We start from the raw sequence: 15490 nt of genomic DNA on the forward strand, positions 1-15490 counted from the left end.
GTTTGAATGGAAAATTTGGGTAAGGATGCTATGAAAACAATCAAGCGAGCCCTCTCGGGCGTGCTGGCGGCAGGCACACTGCTCACCGCCGGCGCGGCCCTGGCGGTCGAAAACAGTCCAGGCGGTCCTGCTGTCAACGAGATCAACTTCCAGCAGCCTGTGACGAAGATCGCCGAGGAGCTCTACGGCCTCCATATCTTCATGCTCATCATCTGTACCGTCATTTTCTTGGGCGTGTTCGGGGTGATGTTCTATTCGCTGATCGTCCATCGCAAGTCGAAGGGGTTCAAGCCGGCCAATTTCCACGAAAGCACCACCGTCGAAATCATCTGGACGATCGTGCCGTTCGTCATCGTCATCCTGATGGCGCTGCCGGCAACGAAGGCCGTCGTCGCGATGAAGGACACCTCCAACGCCGACCTCACGGTGAAAGTCACTGGCTACCAGTGGAAGTGGGGCTACGACTACGTGAAGGGGCCGGGCGAGGGCATCAATTTCCTCTCGACGCTCTCCACGCCGCGCAGCGAAACGAATGGCCAGAAGCCCATTTCGACGCTGTATCTGCAGGAAGTCGACAACCCGCTCGTGGTGCCGGTCGACAAGAAGATCCGCATCATCACCACGGCGAACGACGTCGTGCACTCGTGGTACGTGCCGGCGTTCGGCGTGAAGCAGGATGCCATTCCGGGCTTCGTGCGCGATACGTGGTTCAAGGCCGAGAAGGTGGGCACGTACCGCGGCTTCTGTACGGAACTGTGCGGCAAGGAGCACGCGTACATGCCGGTGGTGGTCGAAGTGCTGTCGGCTGACGACTACGCGAAGTGGGTCGATGCGCAAAAGAAGAAAATGGCCGCTGGCACCGACGATCCCCTCAAGACCTACACTAAAGATGAACTGATGGCGCGCGGCCAGCAGGTCTACACGTCGAACTGCGCGGTCTGCCACCAGCCGACCGGCAAGGGCGCGGGCCAGTTCCCGGCGCTCGACGGCTCGAAGATCGCGAACGGTTCGATCGCTGACCATCTGAATATCGTGCTGCACGGCAAGGGCGCGATGCCGCCGTGGCAAGGCGTGCTGAACGATGTCGAGATCGCGTCGGTCGTCACGTTCGAGCGCAACAGCTGGAGCAACCACACCGGCGACCTTCTCCAGCCGAAGCAGGTGATCGACGCCAAGGCGGGCAAGATGCCGCAAGGCGGCGGCAATGCGGCGGCGGCATCGGCGCCTGAAGCGGCGAGCGCCGCGCCTGCCGCAGCCGAGGCGAGCGCGCCGGCGGCATCGGGCGCGGAAGCTGCGCAAGCCGCCGGCCTGCCCGCGAGCATTTACTTCGAGACGGGCAAGGATGCGCTGCCCGCCGACGCGAAAAACGCGGTGGACGCCGCGGCGGCCTACGCCAAGGCGCATCCTGACGCGAAGATCGCGCTGTCCGGCTTCACGGATGCGACCGGCAACGCCGATCTGAACGCCGATCTCGCCAAGCGCCGCGCGCAAGCCGTGCGCGACGCGCTGAAGGCCGCGGGCGTGTCGGAAGACCGTATCGTGTTGAAGAAACCGGAAACCATCACCGGCGGCGCCGATAACAAGGAAGCCCGCCGCGTGGAAATCAGTCCGGCTGCTTGACGTGCCGAGCGTGCAGCTTTCCTTCGCCCAACAGCAACGGAAAGCCACGCGTCATTGCCAAGTGCCCCGAGTATTCGCTTTAGGAGATGATTGTCATGTCTAGCATCGGACACGATGTAGGCGCAGGTCACGACCACGCGCACGACCATGCGCACGAGACGCCGCATGGCTGGCGCCGGTGGCTCTTCGCTACCAACCACAAGGACATCGGTACGCTGTACCTGCTGTTCTCTTTCATCATGTTCCTTTCGGGGGGCGTGATGGCGCTCGGCATCCGTGCCGAGCTGTTCGAGCCGGGCCTGCAGATCATGCGCCCCGAGTTCTTCAATCAGCTGACCACCATGCACGGCCTCATCATGGTGTTCGGCGCGATCATGCCGGCGTTCGTCGGTTTCGCGAACTGGATGGTGCCGCTGCAGATCGGCGCATCGGACATGGCGTTCGCGCGGATGAACAACTTCAGCTTCTGGCTGCTGCCGGCCGCTGCGGTGCTGCTCGTCGGCTCGTTCTTCGTGCCGGGCGGCGCGACTGCCGCGGGCTGGACGCTGTACGCGCCGCTCTCCACGCAGATGGGCCCGGGCATGGACTTCGCGATTTTCGCGGTCCACATCATGGGTGCGTCGTCGATCATGGGCGGCATCAACATCGTCGTGACGATCCTGAACATGCGCGCGCCCGGCATGACGCTCATGAAGATGCCGATGTTCGCGTGGACGTGGCTCATCACCGCGTACCTGCTGATCGCAGTGATGCCGGTTCTGGCCGGCGCGATCACGATGGTGCTGTTCGATCGCCACTTCGGCACGTCGTTCTTCAACGCGGCGGGCGGCGGCGATCCGGTCATGTACCAGCACATCTTCTGGTTCTTCGGTCACCCCGAGGTGTACATCATGATCTTGCCGGCGTTCGGGATCGTGTCGCAGGTGATCCCGGCGTTCTCGCGCAAGCCGCTGTTCGGCTACAGCTCGATGGTGTACGCAACTGCATCGATCGCGATTCTGTCGTTCATGGTGTGGGCGCACCACATGTTCGCGACCGGCATGCCGGTGACGGGCCAGTTGTTCTTCATGTACGCGACGATGCTGATCGCGGTCCCGACGGGCGTGAAGGTGTTCAACTGGGTGGCGACGATGTGGCGCGGCGCGCTCAGCTTCGAAACGCCGATGCTCTTCGCGATCGGCTTCCTGTTCGTGTTCACGATGGGCGGCTTCACGGGCCTGATCCTGTCGATGGCGCCGCTCGATATCCAGATGCACGGCACTTACTACGTGGTGGCGCACTTCCACTACGTGCTGGTGGCGGGTTCGCTCTTCGCGCTGTTCTCGGGCTGGTACTACTGGGCGCCGAAGTGGACCGGCTGGATGTACAACGAAATGCGCGGGAAGATCCACTTCTGGGCGTCGATGATCTTCTTCAACATCACGTTCTTCCCGATGCACTTCCTGGGTCTCGCGGGCATGCCGCGCCGCTATGCGGATTACCCGGCGCAGTTCACGGACTTCAACCAGGTCGCGACGATCGGCGCATTCGGCTTCGGCCTCGCGCAGGTGTACTTCCTGTTCGCGGTCGCGCTGCCGACGTATCGTGGCGGCGGCGAACTCGAAAAGGCGTCCGACAAGCCGTGGGATGGCGCGGAAGGCCTCGAATGGACCGTGCCGAGCCCGGCGCCGTTCCATACGTTCGAGCATCCGCCGACGGTCGAATAAACAGTTTGTTGTCTGGTTCGCGGGGCCGCGTCGAGTGTGCCCCGCGAATGAAAAATCAGGAAAGCATGTCCCCGAATCCACAAAAAAGACGCACGCCCGAGGAAATTCGCGCGGGCAACAAGCGGCTCGGAATCATCATGATGTTGATTGCCGCCGTCTTCTTTCTGGGTATCGTCGTCAGGCAATACCTGTTGTCGCGAGGGTAGGAAAGCAACGTGTCCACTCAGCAGGAAAATTCGCATGTCGACCGGTCCTTCAACCGGTCGATGCTGGTGAAGCTCTTCGTCGTGGCGGCGCTGATGTTCGGCTTTGGCTTCGCGCTCGTGCCGATGTACCGCGCGATTTGCCAGATCACGGGCATCAACAACCTCGTGCAGAAGGACGTGGGCGCGCGCGAGGCGAAGAATACGCAGGTCGACATGACGCGCACGATCTCGATCGAGTTCGACGCGAACGCGCGCGGCCCGCTGCGGTTCAAGCCCGAGCAGAACTCGCTGGATATTCACCCCGGCGAAGTGATGACGGTGATGTACGACGTGACCAACGAGCAGGGTCGCACGGTGAACGCGCAGGCGATCCCGAGCTACGCGCCGAAGCAGGCCACCGAGTACTTCAAGAAGATCGAATGCTTCTGTTTCACGCAGCAGACGCTCGCGCCGAACGAGACCAAGCGCATGCCGGTCGTGTTCGTCGTCGATCCGAAGCTGCCCAAGGATGTGAAGACGATCACGCTGTCGTACACGTTCTTCGAGTTGAACGCGCCGAAGTCGGTCACGAAGGGTTCATGACAGCCATGAGCGCGGACACGCCGAAAAAGGCCGGTTTCCTGAAGCTCTTGAAGGCGGTGTTCTGGTCGTTCTTCGGCGTGCGCCGCCGGGCAGACCTGGAAAGCGACGCCGCGCAGTTGAATCCGCTGCATCTGATCGCGGCGGGCGTCATCGGAGCGGTGCTGTTCATCGTCGTGTTGCTGCTGATCGTGCGCGCGGTAGTGGGATAGACGGACAACGTCGGGCAGCCGGCGGCAAAAGAAAATTCAAGCAACTGGATCGAAGTGGAGAATCAATAATGAGCGGTCAAAACGAGAGCCCGTACTATTTCGTGCCGCATCCGTCGCGGCATCCGGTGATGGCTGCAAGCGGCTTGCTGATCATGCTGGCCTCGCTGGCGTCGTGGGTGAACGGCCATAGCTTCGGGCCGATCGGCACGTTCATCGGCCTGCTGTTCGTGTTGTTCGTGCTGTGGCACTGGTTCGGCGACGCGATCTCCGAATCCGAAGGCGGCATGTACGGAAAGCGTGTCGATGTTTCGTACCGCTGGAGCATGAGCTGGTTCATCTTCTCCGAAGTGATGTTCTTCGCGGCGTTCTTCGGCGCGCTGTTCTATGCGCGCGCAATCGCGATGCATCAGCTCGGCAGCCTCGACTACAAGCTCATTTGGCCCGACTTCACCGCCGTGTGGCCGAACAACGGCCCCGCCGCGCTCGTGCCGCATTTCCGCGCGATGGTGCCGTGGCCCTTGCCGACCATCAACACGGCGCTGCTGCTGTCCTCCGGCGCGACGCTGACGGTGGCTCACCACGCGCTGCGTGAAGACCATCGCAAGAAAGCGATCATCTGGCTGGGCGCGACCGTCCTGCTCGGCCTGATCTTCCTGTTCTGCCAGGGCTACGAGTATTTCCACGCGTACAACGAATTGAACCTGACGCTCAATTCCGGCGTGTATGGCTCGACGTTTTTCCTGCTGACCGGCTTCCACGGTTTCCATGTGTTCCTCGGCGGCACGATGCTGGCCGTGGTGATGTTCCGGCTGATCCGTGGCCACTTCACGGCGGAGCACCACTTCGCATTCGAGGGCGCCGCGTGGTACTGGCACTTCGTCGACGTTGTGTGGCTGGGGCTGTACATCGTCGTCTACTGGCTGTAAGCGATTATCGAAGCGGGCGCGCGATGCGCCGTCCGCTATGCAAGGCCGGCGGCGACGCCGGTCCGAGAGCAAAGAAGCAGTGATCAACACGCCGCCCTCGATGTCTCAAGGGGCGGCGTTGTCGTTTCGGGGAGCGTCGAATCGGGCGGCGCGGCGCGACAATACGTCCCGTAGGGCAGTGCCGGCGCGGTGGGTTATCGTCCGATGGGAATGCCCGACGATTGAATCCAGCCCATCCAGTGCGCGAACAGGATGAAGAGGAAGAGCGAGATGGACAGCCCGACGCGAGCGGCGAGCGACCAGACCATCCGCTTCGTCTTGCCCCGGTCGGTCATCATGAAGTAGAGCGCCGAACCCAGGCTGCCGATGATAAGGATGAATGCGATAGCAACGATGATGTGCATGAAACCGGCTAGCGTTTTTGCTCAGGAACCACAGCGAGCAGTATGAATTTGGATCATCTCATTATCTCACTCGACCGATCTCGCCGTGCAGCGCCCGACCGGATTCCGGCGGTAAGGCTCGCAGCATGAAGATTCGATTCTGGCCCGCGCTCGTGATTCTGATCGTCGTCGCGGTGACCGTGCGCCTCGGCTTCTGGCAGCGCGATCGCGCGCATCAGAAAGAAGCGCTCAACGCGCAGATCGTCGCGTTCGAGAATGCGCCCGAGCAGGAAGTCGGCGTCGAGCCGATGCCGCTCAAGTCGATCGAATTTCATCGCGTGGAAGCGCGCGGCGAGTTCATGCCGGAGCATGTCGTGTATCTGGACAATCGTCCGTATAACGACCAGCCAGGCTTTTATGTCGTGATGCCGCTTAAACTCGAGGGCGGCGGCTATGTGCTCGTCAATCGCGGATGGCTGCCGCGCAACATGGCGGACCGTACGGGCATCGAGTCGTATGAAACGCCGAAGGGCGTCGTCGAGGTGCGGGGCATCGCGCGCGCGAACGCGTCGCAGGCGTTCGAACTGGGCAGCGGCGGATCGGCGGCGCACAAGGAAATTCGTCAGAACCTCGACATCAGGTCGTACGCGGCCGAAACCGGGCTTGCCTTCCAGCCGTTCGTGATACAGCAGACGAACAATGCCGGCGACAAGCTCGTGCGCGACTGGCCCGCGCCGACGCTCGGCGTCGAGCGCAATTACGGCTACATGTTGCAGTGGTGGGGCATGGCGGCCGCGGCCATCGCGTTCGGCCTGTATGCCGCGCGCCGTGCCGCGAGGAAAGGCGATCAATCCGACGAGCCTGACGAGCGCGACGACGAAGCCGAGCACCACGCCTGACAACCGACCGAACCGAGACACACTTTCACCGATGCAATCACAACGTCACACTGCCGTCGCGCAGCAACGAACCGCCAAGAAAGGCTCCTGGATCAGCGGCCGCTGGATGCTCCTGCTGCTCGCGCTGGTGTGCGCCGCGCCGGTGATCGCGTCGTATCTGATGTACTACGTGTTCAAGCCGGCGGGCGGCACGTCGAGCTACGGCGCGCTGATCGATCCGCAGCGGCCGATACCGGCGCAACTCGTCGTCACCGACGAGAAAGGGCAGAGCGTGCCGTTCAAGTCGCTCGAAGGCAAATGGCTGATGATCACGGTCAACGGCAGCGACTGCGACGAGCAATGCGCGACGCGCCTCTATTTCATGCGTCAGGTGCGCGCGCTGCAATCGGGCGAGCGCGACCGCGTCGTGAACGTCTGGTTGCGTACCGATGACAAGCCGGTCTCCGACGTCATCAAGACCGCATATCCGCAGCCGGACACGCGCATGCTGGTCGCTAACGAAAAGTCGATCGGCGCGTGGCTGCCTGTCGACGACGGCACGAAACTCACGGATCACATCTTTCTCGTCGATCCGAATGGCAATCTGATGATGCGCTTCCCGAAGAATCCCGATCCGAAGAAGATCAACGCGGATCTGGCAAAGCTTCTGAAGTGGTCGCGTATCGGTTGAAGGTCAGGTAGAAACACATGTTCGTATTGCAACTCGCTCTGATCGGCTTGTGCATCGCGCTGCTGCCGCTTTCGTTTGTCTGGGTGAAGGCCGATGACAACAAGTTCAGGAAGCTCGTCTGGCTGACGACGTTCCTGACGCTCGATCTCATCATGTTCGGCGGCTTCACGCGTCTGACCGATTCCGGCCTCGGCTGCCCCGATTGGCCCGGCTGCTACGGCACATCGTCGCCGTTCATCGCGCATGCGCAGATTTCGGCCGCGTATCAGGCGATGCCGACCGGCCCCGTCAGCATGGTGAAGGCGTGGATCGAGATGCTGCATCGTTACTTCGCGATGGCGATCGGCGTGCTGATCATCGCGCAGGTGATCATTGCGTGGACTGCGCGCATCAAGAAGCGTCCGCTGCATGTGTCGCCGTGGTGGCCGACCGGCATTCTGCTGCTCATCCTGCTGCAAGGCGCGTTCGGCGCGTGGACCGTCACGCTCAAGCTGCAACCGGTGATCGTCACGACGCACTTGCTGCTCGGCCTCGCGTTGCTCGGCGTGCTCGGCTGGCTCGCGGCGCGCATGACGCCGATTCCGTCGCTCGATTCGGCCGCCGCGCGCTGGATGCCCGCCGCGGCATTCGGGCTGCTGCTGCTCGTCGTGCAGATCGCGCTCGGCGGCTGGGTCAGCACGAATTACGCGGTGCTGGCATGCACGGACTTCCCGCTGTGCAACGGCCAATGGGTTCCGCCGATGAACTTCGAGCACGGCTTTCACCTGTGGCGCGCCCTCGGCATGACCGGCGACGGCGACGTGATCTCGCAGGATGCGCTCGTCGCGATTCACTGGACGCATCGCACGTTCGCGGTGGTCGTCGTGCTGTATCTGCTCTGGCTAGCTTCGAGACTGCGACGTTTCGAGTCTCTGCGAAAACCCGCAAACGGCGTATTGTTGCTGATCGTCGTCCAGTTCCTCACGGGCATGTCGAACATCGTGCTGCAATGGCCGTTGCCGGTCGCGGTGGCGCACAACGGTGGGGCCGCCATCCTGTTGCTGCTACTCGTTATGCTAAACTTTCGAATCTCTTCCAGCCGTCCCGGCCGCGCCGCAGTTCCCGCGCGCGACGTCGTTTCAGCGTGACTCCACATCATGGATAGCACGACACTACATTCCCCCCTCGGCAGCCGCGCTTCGCAATATCTCGCGCTGACAAAGCCGCGCGTCACGCAACTCGCCGTGTTTTGCGCCGTCATCGGCATGTTCCTGTCCACGCCCGGCATGGTGCCGTGGGACAAGCTGATCGGCGGCGCCGTCGGTATCTGGTTGCTGGCCGGCGCGGCATTTGCCATCAATTGTCTCGTCGAGCAAAAAGTCGATGCGAAGATGCGCCGCACCGCATGGCGTCCCTCGGCACGCGGACAGATCACGTCGACGCAGATTCTGACCTTCTCCGCAGTGCTCGGCGGCATCGGCATGTGGACGCTCTACAGGTTCACCAATCCGCTCACGATGTGGCTCACCATCGCCACGTTCGTCGGTTATGCGGTCATCTACACGCTGTTGCTCAAGCCTTATACGCCGCAGAACATCGTGATCGGCGGCGCGTCCGGCGCAATGCCGCCCGCGCTCGGCTGGGCAGCGGTGACGGGCACGCTGCCCGGCGACGCGTGGATTCTCGTGCTGATCATCTTCGTGTGGACGCCGCCGCATTTCTGGGCGCTCGCGCTCTATCGCCGCAAGGACTACGAGAACGCCGGCCTGCCGATGCTCCCGATCACGCACGGCGAAAAATACACGCTGCTCAACATCTTCCTCTACACGCTCGTGCTGTTCGCGGTCACGCTGATGCCCTATATCTCCGGCATGAGCGGCGTCGTGTATCTGGCGTGCGCGATTGCGCTCGGCGCGGGTTTCATCGGCTATGCGTGGAAGATGTATCGCGGCTATTCGGACATGCTCGCGCGCAAGACCTTCCGTTACTCGATCGTGTATCTGTCGCTGCTGTTCGGCGCGCTGCTCGTCGATCATTACGTGCGCACGGTGATCGGCGCATGATGGTCGTTCTTCGTCGTCTACTCGCGCTGGTCTTTTTCGCGGCGCTGCTTTCGGCGTGCGAGAAAGCGCCTGATTTCAAGAACCTCGATATCACCGGCAACAAGCAATTCGGCAGCGATTTCTCCTTGCCCGACACGCACGGCAAAACGCGCACGCTCGCCGATTTCAAAGGCAAGGCTGTCGTACTGTTCTTCGGCTACACGCATTGCCCGGACGTGTGCCCGACAACGCTCGCCGAACTGTCACAGGCGATGCAGCAACTCGGCGATAAATCGAAGGACGTGCAGGTGCTGATGGTCACCGTCGATCCGGCGCGCGACACGCCCGATCTGCTCGGCCAGTATGTGGCGGCGTTCAACTCGTCGTATGTCGGTTTGCGTCCGGCGAACGATGCGCAACTCGCGCAAATCGCGAAGGACTTCCGCGTGTACTACGCGAAGTCGCAGGGCAAGACCCCCGACGATTACACGATGGATCACACCGCCGCGAGCTACGTGTTCGACAAGGACGGCAAGCTCCGTCTCTTCGCGCGCGACGGGCAGGGCGTCGAGCCGTGGGTTCACGACCTGAAGCTGTTGGTCGACTGATTGCGAAAGTGGCCCGCCCGGGCCACTTTTCATTTCAAGCGTCCGAAGATGGTTCGGGCAGATTCAAGCCGGGCGTAACCCGCGTCGCCTTGAATTCGGTGATCTCATAATGCGCGAGTCCCTGCTGCGCGAATGGATCTTCCGCGATGATCGCATCGAGCCGATCGCGTTCGATGCCCGAGGCCAGAATGATGCCGCCGTCACGCGGCACCTTCGGCCCTGCGATGACGAAGACGCCCGCCGCGAAATAGCGTTCTAGATAAATGCGATGCGCGTCGAGAGCTTCGTCGATCTCGGCGAGTGCGCCGGTATATCGCAGATTGATCACGTACATGATGATGTTTGCCTCCAGCGAGAGAGTTCGTGATGCTTTGTGGCGATTCTATCCGCCCGCTGCCGAAGGTGATATTCACATGAGCATTCTGTATTTCACGTCGCACGGATGCTGTGCGAACATCCGTCACCCGGTTTGAATCGCTCGCCGGGAACGAATCAGGCAATCCCAGCAAGAACGCATTATCGAAACAGGAACACCATGCAGCGCAGAAATTTGCTCAAAGCCATTACCGTCGCCGCGGCGTCCGCCGCGTTGTTCACGAGCCTCGCCGCTCACGCCGATGACAAGGTGATCAAGGTCGGCACGATCAGCGGCCCGGACGCGCAGATCTGGCAAGTCGTACAGAAGGTCGCGAAGCGCGACGGACTCAACGTGAAGGTGATCGAGTTCAACGACTACATTCAGCCGAACGCCGCGCTCGACGCCGGCGATCTCGATGCGAACAGCTTTCAGCATCAACCGTATCTCGACAGCCAGGTCAAACAACGTGGCTACAAGATCGTGAACGCGGGGCTGACGTATATCTCGCCGCTCGGCGTTTATTCGAAGAAGCTGAAGTCGATGAAGGACTTGCCGCAGGGCGCGAAGGTCGCGGTGCCGAACGACCCGTCGAACGAGAATCGCGCGCTTCTGCTGTTGCAATCGCAAGGCGTGATCAAGCTCAAGGCGGGCGCCGGCACGAACGGTAACAACGCGACCGCGCTCGACGTGGCCGAGAATCCGAAGAAGATCAAGCTCGTGGAACTCGATGCCGCGCAACTGCCGCGCACGCTTGCCGACGTCGATGCCGCCGCGATCAACACGAACTTCGCGCTCGCGGCAGGCTTGCAGCCGACGAAGGATGCGATCGCGCTAGAGGACGTGCATAGCCCGTACGCGAACCTGATCGCGGTGCGCGCGAAAGACAAGGACCAGCCGTGGGTGAAGAAGCTGGTCGCGGCGTATCAGTCCGACGACGTGCGCCAGTTCCTCAAGAGCGAGTTCAAAGGCTCGGTCGTGCCGTCATTCTGAGAACGATCGCGCACGGATCTGCAACGGCGTCCCGCGGGACGCCGTTTTCATTCGTGCCGCGGTTCAGTCGACGAAGACAGGCTGTAGTTCCCGTTGCCACACGATGCCTGTGGCTCCTTCCTGCGAGGCTGTGAAACCGGTTCGCAGCAGGAGCGCGCAAAGCTCTTCGTGCGGTTCATCCAGGCGGCAGATCACCTGATCGTAGCGAGCGCCGTGCGCGAAGTTCGTGCACGCCGCGACGAGCCGCTCACCGAGCCCGCGCCGCCGCGCCCCCGGCTCGACGAACAATAATTCGATGCGCGCCTGACGTTCGGACTCCGCAGTAAGCAGGGCAGCACCGACGCGCATGGCGCTGCCTTGTTCGGCCACCCAGCAGGCGATGCGCGGCGTGCTCACCTGCATCTCGGCGAGAAAGCGCGCCACCGTCTTCGCCGTGCGCGCCTCGCTGAAAAGCTTTGGCCGCTCACCCGAATAGAGATGAGCCTGCCGCTCGATCATCCAGCCGAAGTCTCCGGCGCGCGGCACGCGCAGCCGGGTTTCTCCCTCGACGCACGCAGGCGAAAGCAGCCGCTCGACGTCCGCCATCGCATTGCATAGCTGATCGATCTCGGCGGTGGTCAGCCGTTTGAGCAGCGTGGCGGTTTCCGCCGACACATGCAGGTCGATCTCGTCGACCCTGGCTTTCGCCTCGGGCGTGATGCGCAGCAAGTGCGCGCGACCATCCAGCTCGTTCTTTCGCCGGACCACGAGGCCGAGCTTCTGAAAGTTGTTGATCAGCCTGCTCAGATAGCCCGTGTCCAGCCCGAGATTGCGCGACAAGTCGGCGGCCGTGGTGGCCCGTGCTTGCGCGAGTTCATGCAGGATGCGTACTTCGGTCAGGGAAAAGCTGCTTTTATGCAGCCGCTCGTGAAGGGCGCCGGTATGGCGCGCATAGAAACGGTTGAAGCGGCGCACGGCTTCGACGGCCCGGATCGGATCAATACTGCCCATCGTGTCAGTCTCTCATCAATATTGTTGGAATTAATTTTGAATCCGAACTAATGAGAGCATTGTGCCAAAGAAGCACGAGCGTGCGAATACGAAAATGCCCGAAAAGCGCTTCGTTTGACGATAAGGGACCAGTTCAGTAATTGGACTGCCTGTAGGGGAAAATCCCGATAGGAATCTTGTTTCAAGTCGAGCAACTAAACGTTGCATAAATCATTGATTTATATGCATATTTTGCGATGTGCCTAAGACATGACCTCAACGTTGACTGGTATTATGTTGGTTATATAATGGGCTCCACTTCAGCACGTGAGAGCGTTCGATGGAGCACCGCTGGCAGGATCTGACGCCGGACGCGCAGATCGATACGCCGCTTTATCTACAGTTGGCTTCTCGTCTCGCCAAGGCAATCCACGCGGGTAACTGGGCGGCCGGCGAGGCGCTGCCTTCGGAGCGCACGTTGTCCGAAGGCGTCGGTGTATCGCGCATCACGGCGAGAAAAGCCATCGCGCTGCTCGTCGAGCAAGGCTTGATCCGGCGCGTGCGCGGGGCGGGCAGTTTCATCACGCCGCGCGTCGAAGACCCGCTTTCCCGGCTCACCGGTTTCACCAGAAAGATGGAGCAGCGCGGCTTCACGCCCGACTCGGTCTGGCTCGATCGCGGACTGCGCGCAGCGAATCGTGACGAAACCGTGCGGCTGGGTCTGTCGCCAGGCGCGGCCGTTGCGAGCCTCAGGCGTCTGCGGCGCGCGGACGGCATCGTGATGGCGGTCGAGCATTCGACCTTGCCCGTCGCCGTGGTGCCGGACCCGCTCGCGATCGGCGCATCGCTGTATCGGTATCTGGAAGGGCGCAATTTGTCGGTGGTGCGCGCATTGCAGCATTTCCGCGCGGTGAACGCGGGCGCGGACATCGCGCGGCTGATGGGCGTCGCACCGCGCGCCGCGTTGCTCGTGATTACGCGCATCGGCTATTGCGCGGATCAGCGCGCGATCGAATTGACGGACACCTACTGTCGCGACGACTACTACGACTTCGTCGCGGAACTGCATCGATAAGCGTCGGCACAGACGCGCATGACCCGAAACGCTTCGAGAGAGCAAACAAGAGAACGAGAGGACCCAAGGAAGCCGTTCGCTTCTTTCGCGACGAAAGCCTGCTCGCAGCATGGCGCGGACGGCACTGAACCTCATTCATGCATCGCGTACTTCCAGAGAACTTCATGCTGAAAGGAAACATACTCACCACCGACGGCTGGATCCACGGCTCGGTCCGCTTCGAGAATGGCCGCGTGACGGCGCTCGAAGGCCATATCGCTGATCCGCTCGCCAACGACGCGCCGTACATCCTGCCCGGCTTCATCGATCTGCACGTGCATGGCGGCGGCGGGCGCGACATCATGGAAGGCGGCGATGCGGCGGACACCGTCGCGCGCCAGCACGCGCAGCACGGCACGACGAGCCTGCTCGCCACCACGATGACGGCGCCGCGCGACGAACTGATGGAAGTCGTCGCGGGGCTAGGCGAACAGGCGAAACATCGCGCGGCGGGCGGCGCGCGCATGTTGGGCGTGCATCTGGAAGGCCCGTATATCAATCCGGGCAAACTCGGCGCGCAGCCGGACGCCGCCGCCGTCGCGGTGCGCGACGAAGTGCTCAAATATCTCGAACTCGCGCCGATCCGCGTCGTCACGATCGCGCCGGAAATCGCGGGCCATCTCGACATCATTTCCGAACTGGCTGCGCGCGGCGTGCGCGTGCAGCTCGGCCATTCGCTCGGCACGTACGACGACGCCGTCAACGCGCTCAAGCACGGCGCGCGCGGCTTCACGCACCTGTTCAACGCGATGTCGCCGCTGCATCACCGCGATCCCGGCATGGTCGGCGCGGCGCTCGCGCATGCCGAATACGCCGAGCTCATCCCCGATTTGCTGCACGTGCATCCGGGCGCCATCCGCGCCGCGATGCGCGCGATCCCGCGTCTCTATGTCGTGACCGACAGCACGTCGGCGGCCGGCATGCCCGACGGCGAATATCGTCTCGGCAGCCAGCACGTCACCAAGTGCATGGGCGGCGTGCGTCTCGCGGACGGCACGCTCGCCGGCAGCACCCTGACGATGGATCAGGCGCTGCGCAATCTCGTCTCGCTGGGCATTCCGCTCGCGGACGTCTCGAATCGCCTGTCGCGTTTCCCCGCCGACTATCTCGGACTCGAAGACCGCGGCCGCATCGCGCGCGGCGCCTGGGCCGATCTCGTCGTGCTCGACCGGGAACACGCGCTGACCGCCACGTATGTCGAAGGAGAGTCAATTGTCGAATATGCTTAATGAGGCGCTGGAGTCCGCCGACGTCGTCGCGGCCCAGCTCGCCGATACCTCGCGCATCGAAGAGCTCGCGGTCAAGCTCGCCGAACAGCCGCGCCATGTCGCGCTGACGGTCGCGCGCGGCAGTTCCGACCACGCCGCCAGTTATTTCGCAAGCCTGACGATGAGCCGCATCGGCGTGCCGGTCGCGTCGCTGCCGATGTCGGTCGCCACGCTCCAGCAGGCGCCGTTGCGTGTCTCCGGACAACTTGCCGTCGCGTTCTCGCAGTCGGGCAAGAGCCCCGATCTCGTCGGGACGATGCAGGCGCTGCGCGACGCGGGCGCGTTCACCGTCGCGGCGGTCAACGTCACCGGTTCGCCGCTCGAAAGCGCGTGCGAATACTTCCTGCCGCTGCTCGCCGGTCCCGAGCTTTCGGTCGCCGCGACCAAGAGCTATATCGCGATGCTGTCGCTGTCGGCCATCGTCATCGCGCACGTTCAGCGCGACGTCGAATTGCTCAACGCGCTGAAATCGCTGCCGGACGCGCTGCGCGCCGCGGGCAAGCTCGACTGGACGCGCGCCGTCAGCGAGCTTGCGAACGTCGATCGCATGATCGTGATCGGCCGTGGCCTCGGCCTCGCGATCGCGCAGGAAGCCGCGCTCAAGCTGAAGGAGACCTCGGGCATCCAGGCCGAGGCGTTCTCCAGCGCGGAAGTGCGCCACGGTCCGATGGAAATCATCGACCGCGACTATCCGCTGCTCGTGTTCGCGCCGCGCGGGCCGGAGCAGGCGGGTCTCATCCAGCTTGCCGCCGATATGCGCGCTCGCGGCGCGCGCGTGCTGCTCGCCGCGCCGGAGGATGTCGCGGAAGCGGAGCTGCCGCTCGTCGCGACCGATCACCCGGCGCTCGATCCGATCGCCGCGATCCTTTCGTTCTATGTAATGGCCGCGGGACTGGCCGCCGCGCGCGGGCGCAATCCCGACGCGCCGCGCCACCTGAACAAGGTCACCGAAACCCATTGA

Annotated in this window: 18 protein-coding genes; 15 read left to right on the forward strand and 3 right to left on the reverse strand. The window is 62.7% G+C overall.

From position 1 onward, the window contains the following. The first annotated feature begins 6 nt into the window (after positions 1–6). The 6 genes from coxB (at position 7) to QCE73_RS01275 (ending at position 5249) form a co-directional block, all read left to right on the forward strand. Positions 7–1620, forward strand: coding sequence for a cytochrome c oxidase subunit II (coxB, locus tag QCE73_RS01250; protein WP_309879474.1), 1614 nt, complete (start codon positions 7–9; stop codon positions 1618–1620). 95 nt (positions 1621–1715) lie between these two features. Then, entirely contained in the window at positions 1716–3326 is a 1611-nt protein-coding gene (ctaD, locus tag QCE73_RS01255) for a cytochrome c oxidase subunit I (protein WP_035497932.1), read from the forward strand. Positions 3327–3391: 65 nt separating this feature from the next. Continuing rightward, complete coding sequence (locus QCE73_RS01260; RefSeq protein ID WP_035497933.1) at positions 3392–3532, forward strand: cytochrome oxidase small assembly protein; 141 nt, start codon at positions 3392–3394, stop codon at positions 3530–3532. Between the two features lie 9 nt (positions 3533–3541). After that, on the forward strand, positions 3542–4114 hold the full coding sequence (locus QCE73_RS01265) for a cytochrome c oxidase assembly protein (RefSeq protein ID WP_187607408.1): 573 nt from the start codon (positions 3542–3544) through the stop codon (positions 4112–4114). Next, positions 4111–4323 carry a DUF2970 domain-containing protein gene (locus QCE73_RS01270; protein ID WP_035497546.1) on the forward strand — a complete coding sequence of 71 codons (213 nt, stop codon included), beginning with the start codon at positions 4111–4113 and terminating at the stop codon, positions 4321–4323. The genes QCE73_RS01265 and QCE73_RS01270 overlap by 4 nt, the downstream gene beginning before the upstream one ends. 68 nt (positions 4324–4391) lie before the next feature. Continuing rightward, a complete protein-coding gene (locus QCE73_RS01275) occupies positions 4392–5249 on the forward strand; it encodes a cytochrome c oxidase subunit 3 (RefSeq protein WP_309879475.1) in 858 nt (285 codons plus the stop codon). Positions 5250–5443: 194 nt separating this feature from the next. Here QCE73_RS01275 and QCE73_RS01280 read toward each other — a convergent pair whose 3' ends face one another. Next, positions 5444–5653, reverse strand: coding sequence for a twin transmembrane helix small protein (locus QCE73_RS01280; protein WP_035497548.1), 210 nt, complete (start codon positions 5651–5653; stop codon positions 5444–5446). Between the two features lie 125 nt (positions 5654–5778). Here QCE73_RS01280 and QCE73_RS01285 point away from each other — a divergent pair, with 125 nt between their 5' ends. From QCE73_RS01285 to QCE73_RS01305, 5 genes are read left to right on the forward strand one after another with little or no spacing between them, the layout of a single operon-like run. Then, a complete protein-coding gene (locus QCE73_RS01285; protein WP_035497550.1) occupies positions 5779–6531 on the forward strand; it encodes an SURF1 family protein in 753 nt (250 codons plus the stop codon). A 31-nt stretch (positions 6532–6562) separates the two neighbouring features. Further along, positions 6563–7201: a cytochrome C oxidase subunit I gene (locus QCE73_RS01290; protein WP_309879476.1), complete on the forward strand. Its 639-nt coding sequence runs from the start codon at positions 6563–6565 to the stop codon at positions 7199–7201. 17 nt (positions 7202–7218) lie between these two features. After that, positions 7219–8328, forward strand: a complete 1110-nt coding sequence (locus tag QCE73_RS01295; RefSeq protein WP_238209640.1) for a heme A synthase — start codon at positions 7219–7221, stop codon at positions 8326–8328. Between the two features lie 9 nt (positions 8329–8337). After that, on the forward strand, positions 8338–9243 hold the full coding sequence (gene cyoE, locus QCE73_RS01300) for a heme o synthase (protein WP_309879478.1): 906 nt from the start codon (positions 8338–8340) through the stop codon (positions 9241–9243). Then, positions 9240–9830 carry an SCO family protein gene (locus tag QCE73_RS01305; RefSeq protein WP_309879479.1) on the forward strand — a complete coding sequence of 197 codons (591 nt, stop codon included), beginning with the start codon at positions 9240–9242 and terminating at the stop codon, positions 9828–9830. Before cyoE ends, QCE73_RS01305 begins: the two co-directional genes overlap by 4 nt. 34 nt (positions 9831–9864) lie before the next feature. Here the strand turns inward: QCE73_RS01305 and QCE73_RS01310 are convergent, their stop codons facing one another. After that, positions 9865–10164, reverse strand: a complete 300-nt coding sequence (locus tag QCE73_RS01310; protein ID WP_309879480.1) for a YciI family protein — start codon at positions 10162–10164, stop codon at positions 9865–9867. A gap of 201 nt (positions 10165–10365) precedes the next feature. On the opposite strand from QCE73_RS01310, the gene QCE73_RS01315 reads away from it, so the two are divergent. After that, positions 10366–11178: a MetQ/NlpA family ABC transporter substrate-binding protein gene (locus QCE73_RS01315; RefSeq protein WP_309879481.1), complete on the forward strand. Its 813-nt coding sequence runs from the start codon at positions 10366–10368 to the stop codon at positions 11176–11178. A gap of 63 nt (positions 11179–11241) precedes the next feature. Here the strand turns inward: QCE73_RS01315 and QCE73_RS01320 are convergent, their stop codons facing one another. Next, positions 11242–12132 carry a bifunctional helix-turn-helix transcriptional regulator/GNAT family N-acetyltransferase gene (locus tag QCE73_RS01320; RefSeq protein WP_309879482.1) on the reverse strand — a complete coding sequence of 297 codons (891 nt, stop codon included), beginning with the start codon at positions 12130–12132 and terminating at the stop codon, positions 11242–11244. A 355-nt stretch (positions 12133–12487) separates the two neighbouring features. Here QCE73_RS01320 and QCE73_RS01325 point away from each other — a divergent pair, with 355 nt between their 5' ends. From QCE73_RS01325 to QCE73_RS01335, 3 genes are all read left to right on the forward strand, one after another. Beyond that, on the forward strand, positions 12488–13222 hold the full coding sequence (locus tag QCE73_RS01325) for a GntR family transcriptional regulator (protein ID WP_309879483.1): 735 nt from the start codon (positions 12488–12490) through the stop codon (positions 13220–13222). Between the two features lie 164 nt (positions 13223–13386). Further along, entirely contained in the window at positions 13387–14490 is a 1104-nt protein-coding gene (nagA, locus tag QCE73_RS01330) for an N-acetylglucosamine-6-phosphate deacetylase (protein ID WP_309879484.1), read from the forward strand. Further along, entirely contained in the window at positions 14483–15490 is a 1008-nt protein-coding gene (locus tag QCE73_RS01335; RefSeq protein ID WP_187607612.1) for an SIS domain-containing protein, read from the forward strand. The genes nagA and QCE73_RS01335 overlap by 8 nt, the downstream gene beginning before the upstream one ends.

Source organism: Caballeronia sp. LZ029, from assembly GCF_031451275.1.
In the GTDB taxonomy this organism is placed as follows: Bacteria; Pseudomonadota; Gammaproteobacteria; order Burkholderiales; family Burkholderiaceae; genus Caballeronia; species Caballeronia jiangsuensis.